Origin of the sequence: Mycobacterium sp. (genome assembly GCF_044342925.1) — a bacterium.
In the GTDB taxonomy this organism is placed as follows: Bacteria; Actinomycetota; Actinomycetes; order Mycobacteriales; family Mycobacteriaceae; genus Mycobacterium.
In genome coordinates this window covers 1-16,115 of sequence record NZ_JBIIOV010000022.1, presented here as the reverse complement: position 1 = coordinate 16,115, position 16,115 = coordinate 1, and the positions used below count along the sequence as shown (strand labels likewise).

At 68.4% G+C, this 16,115-nt stretch carries 10 protein-coding genes and 1 pseudogene; 8 read left to right on the top strand and 3 right to left on the bottom strand.

The annotated features are described in order from the left end of the window. Window positions 1-31 precede the first annotated feature (31 nt). Window positions 32-1,288, top strand: a complete 1,257-nt coding sequence (gene tap, locus ADBZ6I_RS04245) for a multidrug efflux MFS transporter Tap (protein WP_526381192.1) — start codon at window positions 32-34, stop codon at window positions 1,286-1,288. Then, window positions 1,288-2,655 carry an FAD-binding oxidoreductase gene (locus ADBZ6I_RS04240; RefSeq protein ID WP_526381190.1) on the top strand — a complete coding sequence of 456 codons (1,368 nt, stop codon included), beginning with the start codon at window positions 1,288-1,290 and terminating at the stop codon, window positions 2,653-2,655. Before tap ends, ADBZ6I_RS04240 begins: the two co-directional genes overlap by 1 nt. Window positions 2,656-2,658: 3 nt before the next feature. Here the strand turns inward: ADBZ6I_RS04240 and ADBZ6I_RS04235 are convergent, their stop codons facing one another. Both ADBZ6I_RS04235 and ADBZ6I_RS04230 read right to left on the bottom strand, forming a co-directional pair. Further along, on the bottom strand, window positions 2,659-3,789 hold the full coding sequence (locus ADBZ6I_RS04235) for an acyltransferase family protein (RefSeq protein WP_526381188.1): 1,131 nt from the start codon (window positions 3,787-3,789) through the stop codon (window positions 2,659-2,661). Continuing rightward, complete coding sequence (locus ADBZ6I_RS04230; RefSeq protein ID WP_526381186.1) at window positions 3,786-5,522, bottom strand: DEAD/DEAH box helicase; 1,737 nt, start codon at window positions 5,520-5,522, stop codon at window positions 3,786-3,788. Before ADBZ6I_RS04230 ends, ADBZ6I_RS04235 begins: the two co-directional genes overlap by 4 nt. Window positions 5,523-5,593: 71 nt before the next feature. Here ADBZ6I_RS04230 and ADBZ6I_RS04225 point away from each other — a divergent pair, with 71 nt between their 5' ends. The 3 genes from ADBZ6I_RS04225 (at window position 5,594) to ADBZ6I_RS04215 (ending at window position 8,683) form a co-directional block, all read left to right on the top strand. Next, window positions 5,594-6,139 carry an LppP/LprE family lipoprotein gene (locus tag ADBZ6I_RS04225; protein WP_526381184.1) on the top strand — a complete coding sequence of 182 codons (546 nt, stop codon included), beginning with the start codon at window positions 5,594-5,596 and terminating at the stop codon, window positions 6,137-6,139. A 70-nt stretch (window positions 6,140-6,209) separates the two neighbouring features. Continuing rightward, window positions 6,210-7,328 carry a calcium:cation antiporter gene (locus ADBZ6I_RS04220; RefSeq protein WP_526381182.1) on the top strand — a complete coding sequence of 373 codons (1,119 nt, stop codon included), beginning with the start codon at window positions 6,210-6,212 and terminating at the stop codon, window positions 7,326-7,328. Then, window positions 7,325-8,683 carry an FAD-binding oxidoreductase gene (locus ADBZ6I_RS04215; RefSeq protein ID WP_526381180.1) on the top strand — a complete coding sequence of 453 codons (1,359 nt, stop codon included), beginning with the start codon at window positions 7,325-7,327 and terminating at the stop codon, window positions 8,681-8,683. The genes ADBZ6I_RS04220 and ADBZ6I_RS04215 overlap by 4 nt, the downstream gene beginning before the upstream one ends. A 22-nt stretch (window positions 8,684-8,705) precedes the next feature. Here ADBZ6I_RS04215 and ADBZ6I_RS04210 read toward each other — a convergent pair. Next, a pseudogene (locus ADBZ6I_RS04210) lies at window positions 8,706-10,163 on the bottom strand (MFS transporter); the annotation flags it as partial. A gap of 87 nt (window positions 10,164-10,250) precedes the next feature. Here ADBZ6I_RS04210 and ADBZ6I_RS04205 point away from each other — a divergent pair. From ADBZ6I_RS04205 to ADBZ6I_RS04195, 3 genes are all read left to right on the top strand, one after another. Then, window positions 10,251-11,345: an Rv2629 family ribosome hibernation factor gene (locus tag ADBZ6I_RS04205; protein ID WP_526381178.1), complete on the top strand. Its 1,095-nt coding sequence runs from the start codon at window positions 10,251-10,253 to the stop codon at window positions 11,343-11,345. A 104-nt stretch (window positions 11,346-11,449) separates the two neighbouring features. Further along, the gene (locus tag ADBZ6I_RS04200) at window positions 11,450-12,214 is read left to right on the top strand and encodes a hypothetical protein (protein WP_526381176.1); all 765 of its coding nucleotides are present in this window, start codon (window positions 11,450-11,452) and stop codon (window positions 12,212-12,214) included. A gap of 94 nt (window positions 12,215-12,308) precedes the next feature. Continuing rightward, window positions 12,309-16,109, top strand: coding sequence for a multifunctional oxoglutarate decarboxylase/oxoglutarate dehydrogenase thiamine pyrophosphate-binding subunit/dihydrolipoyllysine-residue succinyltransferase subunit (locus tag ADBZ6I_RS04195; RefSeq protein ID WP_526381174.1), 3,801 nt, complete (start codon window positions 12,309-12,311; stop codon window positions 16,107-16,109). Window positions 16,110-16,115 lie beyond the last annotated feature (6 nt).

The window sequence follows — 16,115 nt, the reverse complement described above, 5'->3', positions numbered from 1 at the left end:
ATCTAGATGAGCAGAACCTAAGCTTTCGCCGATGAGGACGTCGCGCGGGCCGGGGCTGCTGATCCTCATATCGGCGTTCCTGGCGGCGGCGGCCAACGGCGTCGCCCTGGTGGCGCTGCCCTGGCTGGTGCTGCAACGCACCGGAAGCGCGGCCTCGGCCTCGGTGGTGGCCGCCGCGGCGACGTTCCCCCTCCTGGTCGCCACTCTGATCGCCGGCACCGCCGTGGACTTCCTCGGTCGCCGGCGGGTGTCCATGCTCGCCGACGCGCTGTCAGGCCTCTCGATGGCGGCCATTCCGATCCTCGCCCTGACGGCGGGTATGGAAAGCCTCACCACCGCGGTGCTGGCCGGGCTTGCCGCCCTCGGCGCCTTCTTCGACCCGGCCGGTGTGACCGCACGCCAGTCCATGCTGCCCGAGGCCGCCGAGCGGGCCGGCTGGACGCTCGACCAGACCAACAGCGTCTACGAGGCCACGTTCAGCCTCGCCTACATCGCCGGGCCCGGCATCGGCGGTGTGCTGATCGCCACCATCGGCGCGGTGAACACCATGTGGGTCACAACTGGGGCGTTCTTCTTCTCGATCCTGGCGATGGCGGCGCTGCGACTGCCCGGCGCTGACCGTCCGCCGCCGGAGCAGCAGCCTGACGGGGTGCTGTCCGGGGTGCTGGAGGGGTTGCGGTTCGTCTGGCGCAACAAGGTGCTGCGCACCCTGGGGCTGATCGACCTGGCGGTGACCGGCCTGTACCTGCCGATGGAGAGCGTGCTGTTCCCGAAGTACTTCTCCGACCGCAACGAGCCGTCCCAGCTCGGCTGGGTGCTGATGGCGCTGTCGATCGGCGGCCTGGTCGGCGCGCTGAGCTGGACGGTGCTGTCCCGCTACGCCAGCAAGCGGGTCACCGTGCTGATCGCGACGATGACGTTCGGGACGGCATCGCTGGCCATCGGATTCCTGCCGCCGCTGCCGATGATCCTGGCGCTTTCGGCCATCGTCGGTCTGGTCTACGGCCCGATCGGCCCGATCTACAACTCGGTGATGCAGACCCGCACCCCCGAGCATCTGCGCGGCCGGGTGGTGGGGGTGATGACGTCGATGGCCTACGCCGCTGGCCCGGTCGGCTTCATGCTCGCCGGTCCGCTGGTCGACCGCTTCGGGCTGACCGCCGCCTTCCTGGCGCTGGCGGTGCCGATCACGCTGCTCGCTCTGGCATGCCCGTGGATCCCGGCGCTGCGGGAGCTCGACGACGACGGTTCTCAACCAGCGGGGCCGCCCCCTCCTAGGATGGCGTAATGACCGCGACCGCACTGCCGGAGCTGATCGCCGGCCTGCCCGAGGGCACCGTCGTCACCGATCCCGACATCCTCGGCTCCTACCGGCACGACCGCGCGCTCGATCCCGCCGCGGGAACCCCGCTGGCGGTGGTGCGGCCGACGAAAACCGAAGAGGTGCAGACGGTTCTGCGCTGGGCCAGCGCCAACCGCGTGCCGGTGATACCTCGTGGCATGGGCACCGGACTGTCCGGCGGCGCGACGGCCGTCGACGGCGGCATCGTGCTGTCGACGGAGAAGATGCGGGAGATCACCGTCGACCCGGTCACCCGCACCGCGGTGGTGCAGCCGGGCCTGCTCAACGCCGAGGTCAAGAAGTGCGTCGCCGAGTACGGCCTGTGGTACCCGCCGGACCCGTCGTCGTACGAGATCTGCAGCATCGGTGGCAACGTCGCCACCAACGCCGGTGGCCTATGCTGCGTGAAGTACGGCGTCACAACGGATTACGTGCTCGGCATGGTGGTGGTGCTGGCCGACGGCACCGCGGTGCGCCTGGGTGGCCCGCGACTGAAGGACGTGGCGGGGTTGAGCCTGACCAAGCTCTTCGTCGGCAGCGAGGGAACTCTCGGGGTGGTCACCGAGGTGACGCTGCGGCTGCTGCCGCCGCAGCACACGACGGCCACCGTGGTGGCCACCTTCGATTCGGTGGAGGCCGCGGCCAGTTCGGTGGTCGAGATCACCGGCAAAATACGGCCGTCGATGCTGGAGTTCATGGATTCGGTGGCGATCAACGCCGTCGAGGACAAGCTGCGGATGGGCTTGGATCGCAACGCCGCGGCGATGATGGTCGCCGCCTCCGACGACCGCGGCCCGGCCGGCGCCGCGGACGCCGAGTTCATGGCCCGGGTGTTCACCGAAGCCGGTGCTACCGAATGCTTCTCGACCGACGACCCGGCGGAGGGTGAGGCGTTCGTCGTCGCCCGCCGCTACGCGATACCCGCGGTGGAGGCCAAAGGTTCACTGCTGCTGGAGGACGTCGGCGTGCCACTGCCCGCGTTGGCGGACCTGGTGGCCGGGGTGGCCAAGATCGCCGCCGAAGGAGACTTGATCATCTCGGTGATCGCACACGCGGGCGACGGCAACACCCACCCGCTTATCGTCTACGACGCGGACGACGCCGCAATGACCGCCCGCGCCGAGAAGGCGTTCGGCGACATCATGGACCTGGCCATCAGCCTGGGCGGCACCATCACCGGCGAGCACGGGGTGGGCCGGCTCAAAAAGCCTTGGCTGGCAAGCCAGCTCGGGCCGGAGGCCATGGAGCTCAACCGGCGGATCAAGACCGCGCTGGATCCGGACGGCATTCTCAATCCCGGTGCGCTGATCTGACTTTCAGCTGCGCACCCGGGTCACCCGGTGCAGCAGCCAGGCCACCGGAATGCTCAGCACCATCGTCGTCACGAACAGCCCCGGCATCGACCCGGTGTACACGTGCCAGTGCAGCACCTCAGTCATGGCGACCTCCATCACGACCAGATGCACCAGGAAGATCTCGTAGGAGATCTCACCGAGCCACACCATCGGCCGGCTGGCGAGCAGCCGGGGGTACCAGCCCTGGTTACCGAGAGCCAGCGGCGCCACCACCAGCGTCGCGATCACCGTATAGAACGCCATCTTGACCAGCGCCTGCGTCAGCCCGTACGGCGAGGTCTGCGGCTCACCACCGATCGGCGTGGAGACGATCACGTAGCAGATCACCGCCAACGGCACCGCCACGAACCAGTAGCATCGCGCGCCCACGGCGGCCAGCACCGTCAACAGCATTCCGCCCAGGAACCACACCAGGTAACCCGGCAGCCACAGCTTCGCGCCGTCGGGCAGGAAATCGCCTGTGTGCACCAGCACCATCCAGGCCGGGCTGATCAGAGCCAGACCGCCCAGGCCTGCCAGCAGCAGCCGCGGCTGCCACCGCCGCCGGCAGAACACCACCAGCAGCAGGTACGCCAGCACCGGCAGCGCCACGTAGAACGCGACTTCCACTGCCAGGCTCCACATTTGGGTCAGTCCCTGATGTAGCAGGGCGAAACCGTAGTTGTCGGTGTAGATCTGGGTAAGGGTCAGGTTGCGGAACAGGCCCCACCAGCTGTGACCAGGGTTGGGCCCGCCGTCGCGAAAGTGGTAGATCGCGTACGCCACCAGTACGGTGACGACGTAGGCCGGCATGATGCGGCGCACCCGGTGCCAGGCGTAGCGCCGCACCGACGGCGCCGGGGCGCCGCCCGCCGCGGCCTTCACCCACGGCCCGAACAGCAGATATCCCGACAGCACGAAGAAGATCGGCACACCGATCTCCATGCGGGAGTAGACAAGTCCGGCGAAACCGTGGGTGTACTTACCGGTGGTGTAGGCGGCGTGGGTGCCGACCACCAGCATCGCGGCCAATGCCCGGACGCCGGTGAGCGACGGAACACGGTCGACGGTCGAAACGGCCTCCAGTCCGCCGACGTCAGTGGACGCGGTCATTGCTTCGGGCGGTGCGGCTTTCCGCCGGAGAACCGGGGTCCCGCGGCGTTGCCGCGGTCGGGTTTGAGGTCGATCAGCACACCCTGGATGCGGGTGTTCTCCAGTTTCTTCCACGTCTCACGGGGCAGTTTCGCCGGCAACTCCACCAACGAGTGGTCCACCTTGATGCTGATGTGCCCGAAATCGCTGCGGTGCAAGCCGCCCTCGTTCGCGATCGCCCCGACGATGGCACCCGGGTTGACTTTGTGCCGCTTGCCCACCGCGATCCGGTAGGTGGCCAGATCGTCGCGCACCTTGCGGGGAGCGCGCTCACGCTCGGGGCGCTCCTTGCGCTTCTCCCCGTCTGATTCCCGGGTCGCTCCGCTCCTGCCCGCCGAAGGCGGCTCGGTCATCAGGAATTCCGCGCCGTCGCGGCTCAGCACCGCCAGGGCGGCGGCGATGTCGGCCATCGGGACGTCGTTCTCGCGCTCATAAGCCTCGACGAGCCGCCGGAACGTGTCGAACCCGGGGCCGCCGATCGCGGCGTTGATCGAATCGCGGAACTTCTCCACCCGCTGGGCGTTGACGTCCTCGACCGACGGCAGCTGCACCTCGGTGACCGGCTGGCGGGTCACCTTCTCGATCGACTTGAGCAGGTGGCGTTCCCGCGGGGACACGAACAGCAGTGCGGTGCCGGACCGTCCGGCGCGGCCGGTACGGCCGATGCGGTGCACGTAGGACTCCGGGTCGTGCGGGATGTCGTAGTTGAGCACATGCGAGATGCGTTCTACGTCAAGGCCTCTGGCGGCCACGTCGGTGGCGACCAGGATGTCGATAGAACCGCTCTTCAGCGCCGCGATGGTGCGCTCGCGCACGGCCTGGGGAACGTCGCCGTTGATGGCCGCCGCGTTGAACCCGCGCGCCCGCAGCTTGTCGGCCACCTCTTCGGTGGCCTGCTTGGTCCGGACGAAGACGATCATCGCCTCGAACGGCTCGACCTCGAGAATGCGGGTCAGGGCGTCCATCTTCCGCGGACCGGCGACCTGGATGAAACGCTGGGTGATGTTCTCGGCGGTCGCCGTCTTGGACTTGACCGCCACCTCGACAGCGTCGTGCAGGTACTTGCTGGTGATCTTGCGGATCGCCGGCGGCATGGTCGCCGAGAACAACGCGACCTGCTTGTACTCCGGGGTGTCGGACAGGATGCGTTCGACGTCTTCGGCGAAGCCCATCTGAAGCATCTCGTCGGCCTCGTCGAGCACCAGGTAGTCCAGGTGCGAGAGGTCCAGGGTGCCGCGCTCCAGATGGTCGATCACCCGGCCCGGGGTGCCGACGACGACCTGCGCCCCGCGCCGCAGCCCGGCCAGCTGCACGGTGTAGGACTGGCCGCCGTAGATGGGCAGCACGCTGATCTTCGGCAGGTGTGCGGCGTAACGGCTGAACGCCTCGGCCACCTGCAGGGCCAGTTCGCGGGTGGGGGCCAGCACCAGTGCCTGGGTGTGCTTGCTGGTGACGTCGATGCGGGACAGGATCGGGATGGCGAACGCGGCGGTCTTGCCGGTGCCGGTCTGCGCCAGACCCACCACATCCGAGCCGGCCATCAGGGCCGGGATGGTCGCGGCCTGGATCGCCGACGGCGACTCGTAGCCGACATCGGTGACCGCCTGCAGAACCGCAGGGTGAATGCCGAGGTCAGCGAAGGTTACGGCGGGGGCCTCGGCTTCGGTGGGGGCGCCGTCATCAGGGGGTGTCATTGCGCGGGAAGTCTAGTCGTGTCGCGCGTAATACCCGGTGCCGCGGTGCCGCGCCGGTACCGTGCTGCGGTGTGGGAAGTCGGCTGACGCTCTCGGCACTGAGCTTTGCTGCCGCCGCTCTGCTGGTGGCGTGCGGTTCCGGCGACTCGACGGTGTCCAAGACCCCGATGCCGTCGACCTCTGCGGCCACCCCGTCTGCGGCTGCCACCCCGGCGGCGCCCCCGCCGCCTCCCCCGGGACCGGATCCGTGCGCGGTCAATCTGGCCGCACCGGCGATCACCAAGGCCGTCGCCGACCTGCCGAAGGACCCGCGCAGTCAGCAGGGCTGGAACCCCGAACCGGTGGCCGGCAACTACAACGAGTGCGCCCAGCTGTCGGCGGTGATCGTCAAGGCCAACACCAACGCCCCGAACCCGAACACCCGGGCGGTGATGTTCCACCTCGGCAAGTACATCCCCACCGGCGTGCCGGACACCTATGGCTTCAACGGCATCGACGGCACCCAGAGCACCGGCGACACCGTCGCACTGACCTTCGCCGGCGGGATGGGACTGCAGAGCGTGGTGAAGTTCCGCTGGAACGGCAACGGCGTGGAACTGATCGGCAACGTCCGTTGAGGTCCCCGAACCGGGCTGGCCGGACCTGACCGACCCCATCGGCTGACAGCGAACCGCCTACGGTCTAGGAATGGACGCGGCGTTGCGGGGACAACCGCGGTGGACGCTGCTGACACCACTGCTGGCGCTGGCGGTGCTGCTGGCCACCTGGGCGCGGCACGAACATCCGCTGACACTGGCACTCATCGCGGGTTGTCTGGTGGTGGCAGTGCTCGCGGCCGTCCACCACGCGGAGGTGGTCGCGGCCCGCGTCGGCGAACCACTCGGCTCGCTGGTACTGGCCGTAGCCGTCACCGTGATCGAGGTCGGACTGATCGTGATGTTGATGGTGGGCGGCGGGGCGGGTGCCTCAACGTATGCCCGCAACACCGTCTTCGCGGCGGTCATGATCACCCTCAACGGAATCGTCGGCATCAGCCTGCTCGTCGGAGCGCTTCGGCACCGCCTGGTGTCGTTCAACGCCTCCGGTTCGGGCTCTGCGCTGGCCACCGTGGTGACGCTGGCCGGAGTCTGTCTGGTGCTGCCCGGGTTCACCGTCAGCGCGGCAGGTCTGCAGTACTCCAGTTCCCAACTCGTCTTCGCGGCGGTGGCCTCGCTCGTGCTCTACAGCGCTTTCGTGTTCACCCAGACCATCCGGCACCGTGACTTCTTCCTCCCGGTAGCGGCTGATCGGCACGGCCGCGTGATCGGCCTGCTCGACGAGGACGGCGACGGGCACGCCGACCCGCCGCCGCGACCCGCCGCCGCGCTCAGCCTCGCGTTGCTGCTGACCGCACTTGTCGCGGTGGTGGGTCTGGCCAAGCTGCTGTCGCCGGCCATCGAGGACGCGGTCACCGGGCTGGGTCTGCCGTATCCGGTCGTCGGCGTGGTGATCGCCGTGCTGGTGCTGGCACCGGAGACCATCGCCGCCGTGCGCAACGCGGCCCGCAACCGCGTCCAGACCAGCCTGAATCTCGCCTACGGCTCGGCGATGGCGTCGATCGGCCTGACCATTCCGGCGATCGCGATCGCCATGATCTGGCTGCCCGGACCGCTGACGCTGGGCCTGGAACCGACGCAGATCGTGTTGCTGACGCTGTCGGTCATCGTTTCGGTGCTGACGCTGGCGCAGGGCCGCGCACTGCCCCTGCAGGGCGTGGTGCATCTGGTCCTGTTGGCGACGTTCCTATTCCTCTCGGCCCAGCCATGACCACGCCGAGCAACGTCCTGGCCGCGCTGTCCACCATCGTCGGTGCGAAACACCTCAGCACCGACGCCGACGTACTGGCCGCCCGCAGTGTGGACTGGACCGGCCGCTACCGCGGTGCCGCCACCGCGCTGGTGCGTCCGGGCAGTACCGAGGAGGTGGCCGCGGTGCTGCGGGCCTGCCGCCACGCCGGGACCGCTGTGACCGTGCAGGGCGGGCGCACCTCGCTGGTCGCCGGGACGGTGCCCCACTTCGACGACGTTCTGCTGTCCACCGAGCGGCTCACCGGGATCGGCGCCGTCGACCGGGCCGAACGGCAGGTCTGGGTGGGCGCGGGGGTCACCCTGGGGCAGCTGCACAGCGCGGCGTCGGGCGCCGGTCTGTTGTTCGGTGTGGACTTGGCCGCCCGCGATTCAGCCACCATCGGCGGGATGGCCGCGACGAATGCCGGCGGCCTGCGCACCGTGCGGTACGGGTCCATGCGGGAACAGATCCTCGGCCTGGATGTGGTGCTGCCCGACGGGTCGGTGGTGCGCCGGCACCCGCGGGTGCCGATGGACAACACCGGCTACGACCTGACGTCGTTGTTCGTCGGAGCGGAGGGCACCCTGGGTGTCATCACGAGCGTCGATCTGCGCCTGCACCCCGCGCCTCGGCACCGGGTTACCGCAGTGTGCGGCTTCGACGGACTGGACACCCTGGTGCGCGCCGGCCGGATGCTGCGCGAGGTCGAGACGATCGCGGCGCTGGAACTCGTCGACGGCCGGGCTGCAGCGCTGGCCGCCGAACATCTCGACCTTGCTCCGCCGGTGTCCGGCGACTGGCTGCTGCTCGTCGAACTGGCCGGTGACATCGACCCCACCGACCGGCTGGCAGCCGCACTGGACGACGCGCCGCTGTACGAACCGCCGGCGGTCGGCGTTGATTCGGTTGCCCAGCAACGGCTCTGGCAGCTGCGCGAGGCCATGGCGGAAGTGGTGGGCCTGTTCGGCCCGCCGGTCAAGTTCGACATCTCGCTGCCGCTGTCGGCGGTGGCGTCATTCGCCGCCGATGCAGCGCATCTGGTGAGCTGCCATGCCCCAGAAGCGATTCCGCTGTTGTTCGGCCACGTCGGGGAGGGCAACCTGCACCTCAATGTGCTGCGCTGTGACGCCGAATGCGAAGCCCGGCTCTACGCCCCGATGATGGAACTCATTGCCGCCCATGGCGGGAACGTCAGTTCCGAGCACGGGGTGGGCAGCCGCAAACGCGCCTACCTGGGGATGTCGCGGGAGTCCGGGGACATCGCCGCGATGCGCACCGTCAAAGCGGCGCTGGATCCGACCGGCTACCTCAATCCCGCGGTGCTGTTCGACTGATCTCCAAAACCTGCGTTGACGGACCGATCAGGAAGATCGCTGCCACTACCCCGAACAGCGCCGCGAACGCCGGCAGCAGGATCGACTGCGACATCGCGTGGGCGAACGGGTCGTACAGGAAGGGCGGAAGTTGCGTCACGTCGGACTCGCCGTACAACGCCGAACCTTCTGGCCCGGAGGGTATTTCAGCGCTGAGACGGGCTGACATGAACGCGGCCATGCTCGCACTGCCGAGCACTGAACCGACCTGCCGGGTGGTGTTGTAGACACCAGAACCGGCGCCGGCCAGCCGGGGCGGGAGGTTGCGGGTGGCGGTGGCGCCCAATGGCGCCCAGATGAACGCCATGCCGACGCCCATCACCCCCAACGGCAGCAGCAACCGCCAGATCGGGGTGGTCGGCGTCATCTCGACCGACAGCCACAGCAGGGCGACCGCCAGCGTCGAGAAGCCGAACCCGATGATCGGACGGGGGTGCGCGCGGTCGACGACGCGGCCGACGAACGGAGCCAGCACGCCGCTGGCGACGGCCATCGGCGCCGTCAGCAGCGCCGCCTGAGTCGGGGTGAGGCTGCAGACCGACTGGGCGTAGAACATCAACGGCAGGATCATCGCGGTGACCGCGAAACCGATCACGGCGATGCCGACATTGGCCAGGCTGAAGTCGCGGTCGGCGAACATCGCCAGCGGAATCAGCGGTTCGCGCCGGTTGACCGACTGCCAGTAGACGAACAGCGCCATGGCGGTCAGCCCGCCGCCGATCGTCGCCCAGATCCAGGGCTTCCAATCCTGGGTCTGGCCCTCCTGCAAGCCGAACACGATGAGGAACAGCCCGACGCCGGAGAGCAGCACCCCGAGAACGTCGAAACGGTGCGGGTGGGATTCCAGCACCGGGATCAGCCGGGCGGCCAGCACCAGGCCGACGATGCCGATCGGGACGTTGATGAAGAAGATCCACGACCAGCCGAAGTGGTCAACCAGAACGCCGCCGGCCAGCGGGCCGACCAGTGTCGCCACCCCGGCGGTGGCACCCCACATGCTCAGCGCCACACCGCGGCGATCCTGCGGGAAGATGCGGGTGATCGTCGACAGGGTCTGCGGCGTCAGCAGCGCCGCGCCGACGCCCTGCACCACCCGGGCGGCGATGAGCATGCCGACGGACCCGGACATGCCGCACCATAGCGATGCCAGCGTGAAGACGGCCAGCCCGAGCATGTAGATCTTCTTCGGGCCGTACCGGTCGCCGAGCCGGCCGGACAGCAGCAGCGGTACCGCGTAAGCCAGCAGATAGGCGCTGGTGACCCAGATGATGGTGTCGTAGTCGCTGATGCTGAACGCCGCCATTAGGCTGGGGTTGGCCACCGCGACGATGGTCGAGTCGACCAGGATCATGAAAAAGCCGACCAGCATGGCCCACAACGTGTTCCATGGGTTGGCGATCTCTCCCGGCGCCGTCGTCCTTACGGGCGCCGAATCACTCATGCACACAGATGCTGCCAGCCGCACCCGTAGTGGCCCCTGCCGGGGTTGTTAGGTTGACGAGAGAGAAAACAACCAAGGGGGATATCCATGCACGCCGACCGTTTCCGCCGACTTCTGACCGCGTCAGGCCCGTTCGTGTCCGTCTACTTCGACGATTCGCACGACACCGCCGACGCCGCAGCCCAACTCGACGCCCGACTCCGTGATGTCCGCAAGAACCTCGAAGACACCGTCGACGCCGCGGTGATCGAGGCGCTCGACACCGCGGTGCGCGCGAAGCACCCGCCGGTGGGGCACAGCGGCCGCGTCGTGATCGCGTCCGGAACACACATCGTGCTCGACGAGCATCTCGACGCACCGCCGCCCACGACCGTCCTGCGGGTCTCGGAGTTGCCCTACATCGTCCCGGTGATCGAGCACGGCATGCTGCACACCACCTACATGCTCGTGACCGTCGACCACACTGGCGCCGACATCGTCCTGCGCGACGGCGCCGCCCGCGCCGAGAGCGTGGACGGCACCGGCCACCCGGTGCACAAGGCACATGCGGCCGAGGGCGCCGAATACGGCGGAGCGCAGGGACGGGTCGAGGAGGCCGTCCGCAAGAACATCCGCGAGGTTACCGACCGGATCACCCATCTGTTCGACGAGAACGCCGTCGACGTCGTATTTCTCACCGGGGATGCGCGCACCGAGCTGGCCGCGGCGCTGCCCGAGCGGGTCGCCGGCACGGCGGTGCAACTGCCGGGTGGCGGGCGCACGGGCGGCACCGACCAGGCCGCGGTGGAGCAGGAGATCGGCGTGGAACTGGGCAAGCTGCGGCTGGCCGCCGTCGACGACGCCGCGCAGCGCTTCGCCGCCGGGCGCGGCACCGGCCTGGCCGTCGAGGGCCTGGCCGACGTCACGGCGGCACTGCGCGACGGCGCGGTGGACACCCTGATCATCGGCGATCTCGGCGAGGCGACGGTGGTGGCCGACCACGATCAATTGGCTCTGATCGGCGCCGACGCGGCCACGGTCTCCGATCTGGGCGGCGCCCCCGACCGGGTGCTGCGCGCGGACGAGGCACTTCCTTTGCTCGCGGTGTCGACCGGCGCTGCGCTGGTCCGGACCGACGAGCGACTGGCCCCGGCCGACGGGATCGGGGCGGTGCTGCGGTATCCCGACGTCGGGGGCCGCTGAGCGCGGCGGTGACACGGGTCACCGCCGGGCACTTTCCGGACTGGACCATTCGTTAGCCTGAACACCACGCCGGAGGAACCTCTGGCCCGGACGGAAGGCCCGCGATGAAGTTTTGCCGTAAGCAGTCGTCGCCGGAAAATCTGCCGGCCAAACCCGAGGACTCGGGAATGTCGGCCAAGGCGCTGTCCCACATCCTGGAGTCGAGCTCCCGGCTGCAGGCCCCCGCCGTCAAGGCCTACGTGGCGCGGCTGCGTCGGGCCAACCCGAACGCCACTCCGGCGGAGATCGTCACCAAGCTGGAGAAGCACTATCTGGCCGCGGTGATGGCCAGCGGCGCTGCGGTCGGTTCCGCGGCGGCCTTCCCCGGCATCGGCACCATCACCGCGCTGTCCGCGGTGGCCGGCGAGACCGTGCTGTTCCTGGAGACGACCGCGGCCTTCGTGCTGGCCGTCGCCGAGGTGCACGGCATCCCCGTCGAGGACCGCGAGCGCCGGCGCACGCTGGTGCTGGCCGCGCTGGTCGGCGAGGACGGTTCGGGCGGGGTCAAGGACCTGCTCGGCGCGGGACGGACGAGCGGGGCGTGGCTGGCCGAGGCGGAGTTGCTGCCGTTGCCGGTGGTGTCTCAGCTCAACTCGCAGATGACGCAGTACTTCGTGAAGAAGTACGCCATCAAGCGGACCGCCATGGCGTTCGGCAAAGCGCTGCCCGTCGGCATCGGCGCGGCGGTGGGCGGCGGCGGCAACCGGATGATGGGCAAGAAGATCGTGGGGAACGCCCGCAAGGCGTTCGGCCCGGCGCCGGCCCGCTGGCCCGTGACGCTGCACGTGCTGCCCGGCCCCGGCGATCTGCCCGCCATCGAACAGGCTTAGACCCCGGTTTAGAACCCCGCTCACGAGATAGCCTTGACACGTTGGTCCTTCAGTGGCCACAACACAAGGCAGCAGAATCGAGGCGAGCGTTTCCGTGAGCAACACGAGTTCACCTTTCGGCCAGAACGAGTGGCTGGTCGAGGAGATGTACCGCAAGTTCCGCGACGACCCGTCCTCGGTGGATCCGAGTTGGCACGAGTTCCTCGTCGACTACCACCCCGAGCCTTCAGATCGGGCGACGTCGGCGTCCAACGGACAGCCCGCGCGTCCGACTCCGCCCAGCCCGCAGGCCACCGCACCGGCACCGCAAGCCCCGCCCACCCCGGCACCGCCGCCGCCCGCCGCCCCAGCCGCTGTGGCACCACCCGCCCCGGCTCCACAGCCCGCTGCCCCCACTCTTGCCCCTGCGCCGGCCACTGCCCCCGCTCTTGCCCCTGCGCCGGCCGCTGCCCCCGCTCCGGCCCCGGCTTCGGCGCCGGCGGAACCGGCCGCCCCGCCTGCCGTCGAGGAAACCCAGGTGTTGCGCGGCGCGGCCGCGGCCGTTGTGCGCAACATGGACGCTTCGCTGGAGATCCCGACCGCGACCAGCGTGCGAGCCATCCCGGCGACCCTGATGATCGACAACCGCATCGTCATCAACAACCACCTCAAGCGCACCCGCGGCGGCAAGATCAGCTTCACCCATCTGCTCGGCTACGCGATCGTCACGGCGGTGAAGAAGTTCCCGAACATGAACCGCCACTACGCCGTCATCGACGGAAAGCCGAACGTGGTCACACCGGCCCAGACCAACCTGGGCCTGGCGATCGATCTGGCCGGCAAGGACGGTAAGCGCTCGCTGGTGGTCGCGGCCATCAAGGGTTGCGAGAGTATGCAATTCGCCGAGTTCGTCGCGGCCTACGAGGACATCGTGCGACGAGCCCGCGACGGCAAGCTGACCGCCGAGGACTTCGCCGGGGTGACCATCTCGCTGACCAACCCCGGCACCATCGGCACCGTCCATTCGGTACCCCGGCTGATGGCCGGACAGGGCGCGATCGTCGGCGTGGGCGCGATGGAGTTCCCGGCGGAGTTCCAGGGTGCCAGCGAGGAACGCATCGCCGAACTGGGCGTCGGCAAGCTCATCACGCTGACCTCGACCTACGACCACCGCATCATCCAGGGCGCGGAGTCCGGCGACTTCCTGCGCACCATCCATCAGCTGATGCTCTCCGACGACTTCTGGGAAGAGATCTTCTTCGACCTCGGAATCCCCTACGAACCGGTGCGCTGGCGTACCGACAACCCCGACTCGATCGTCGACAAGAACGCCCGCGTCATCGAACTGATCGCCGCCTACCGCAACCGCGGCCATCTGATGGCCGATATCGATCCGCTGCGGCTGGACAAGAACCGCTTCCGCATGCACCCTGACCTCGACGTGCTCACCCACGGCCTGACGCTGTGGGACCTCGACCGCGAGTTCAAGGTCGACGGCTTCTCCGGCCAGCAGCACAAGAAACTGCGCGACGTGCTGTCGGTGCTGCGCGATGCGTACTGCCGGCACATCGGCGTGGAATACACCCACATCCTGGAGCCTGAGCAGCAGAAGTGGTTGCAGGAGCGGATCGAGGTCCGCCACGACAAGCCGACCGTCGCCCAGCAGAAGTACATCCTGAGCAAGCTCAACGCCGCCGAGGCGTTCGAGACCTTCCTGCAGACCAAATACGTTGGGCAGAAGCGGTTCTCGTTGGAGGGCGCCGAGTCGGTGATCCCGATGATGGACGCCGTGATCGACCAGGCCGCCGAGCATGGGCTCGACGAGGTGGTCATCGGTATGCCGCACCGTGGGCGGCTCAACGTGCTGGCCAATATCGTCGGCAAGCCGTACTCGCAGATCTTCAGCGAGTTCGAGGGCAACCTCAACCCGTCGCAGGCGCACGGCTCCGGTGACGTCAAGTACCACCTCGGCGCCACCGGCACCTACATCCAGATGTTCGGCGACAACGACATCGAGGTGTCGCTGGTGGCCAACCCGTCACACCTGGAGGCCGTCGACCCGGTGCTGGAGGGTCTGGTGCGCGCCAAGCAGGACCTGATCTCCGAGGTCGATGCCGACGGCAACCCGCGCGAATTCACCGTAGTTCCCCTGATGCTGCACGGGGATGCCGCCTTCGCCGGCCAGGGCGTGGTCGCCGAGACACTGAACCTGGCGTTACTCAAGGGCTACCGCACCGGCGGCACCATCCACATCGTCGTCAACAACCAGATCGGCTTTACTACCGCGCCCGAATACTCGCGGTCGTCGGAGTACTGCACCGATGTCGCGAAAATGGTTGGGGCACCGATCTTTCACGTCAACGGCGACGATCCGGAGGCGTGCGTCTGGGTGGCCCGGCTGGCGACGGACTTCCGTGAGAAGTTCAACAAGGACGTCATCATCGACATGCTGTGCTACCGGCGGCGCGGCCACAACGAGGGCGACGACCCGTCGATGACCAACCCGGCGATGTACGTCGTGATCGACACCAAACGCGGTGTCCGCAAGAGCTACACCGAGGCGCTGATCGGCCGCGGCGACATCTCCATCAAGGAGGCCGAGGACGCCCTGCGCGACTACCAGGGCCAACTGGAGCAGGTGTTCAACGAGGTCCGCGAACTCGAGAAGCAAGCGGTCGAGCCGAGCGAATCGGTGGAGATGGCGCAGATGATTCCGCGCGGGATGACCACCGCGGTGGACAAGTCGCTGCTGGCCCGTATCGGCGACGCGCACCTGACGGTGCCGGAGGGCTTCACCGTGCATCCCCGGGTCAAGCCGGTGCTGGAGAAGCGCCGCGAGATGGCCTACGAGGGCAAGGTGGACTGGGCGTTCGGCGAACTGCTCGCGCTGGGCACCTTCCTGGCCGAGGGCAAACTGATCCGGATGTCGGGTCAGGACACCAAGCGCGGCACCTTCACTCAGCGCCACGCCGTGGTGATCGACCCGCACACCGGCGCTGAGTTCACCCCACTGGATCTGCTGACCGTCAATCCGGACGGCACATCCACCGGCGGACGCTTCCTGATCTACGACTCTCCCCTGTCGGAGTACGCCGCGGTCGGTTTCGAATACGGCTACTCGGTGGGCAACCCCGAGGCGATTGTTCTGTGGGAGGCGCAGTTCGGCGACTTCGTCAACGGCGCTCAGTCGATCATCGACGAGTTCATCAGTTCCGGCGAGGCCAAGTGGGGTCAGCTCTCCGACGTCGTTCTGCTGCTGCCGCACGGCCACGAGGGGCAGGGACCCGACCACACCTCCGGGCGTATCGAGCGATTCCTGCAGCTGTGGGCCGAGGGCTCGATGACCATCGCGATGCCGTCCACCCCGGCGAACTACTTCCACCTGCTGCGCCGGCACGGCCTGGACGGCGTGCACCGGCCGCTGATCGTGTTCACCCCGAAGTCGATGTTGCGCAACAAGGCGGCGGTCAGCGATATCCGCGACTTCACCGAGCGCAAGTTCTGCTCGATCCTGGAGGAACCGACCTACACCGACGGCGACGGCGACCGCAACAAGGCCACCCGGGTTCTGCTCACCAGCGGCAAGATCTACTACGAGCTGGAGGCCCGTAAGCAGAAGGACGGCCGCGACGACGTCGCGATCGTGCGGGTCGAGCAATTGGCTCCGCTGCCCAAGCGCCGGCTGGCCAACACCCTGGACAGCTACCCGAACGCGCGGCAGTTCTTCTGGGTGCAGGAGGAACCGGCCAACCAGGGTGCGTGGCCCACGTTCGGACTGATGCTGCCGGAGCTGCTGCCCGAGAAGCTGACGGGCATCAAGCGCATCTCGCGGCGGGCGATGTCAGCGCCGTCGTCGGGGTCGTCGAAGGTGCACGCCGTCGAACAGCAGGAGATCATCGACGAGGCGTTCGGCTGAGCGCAG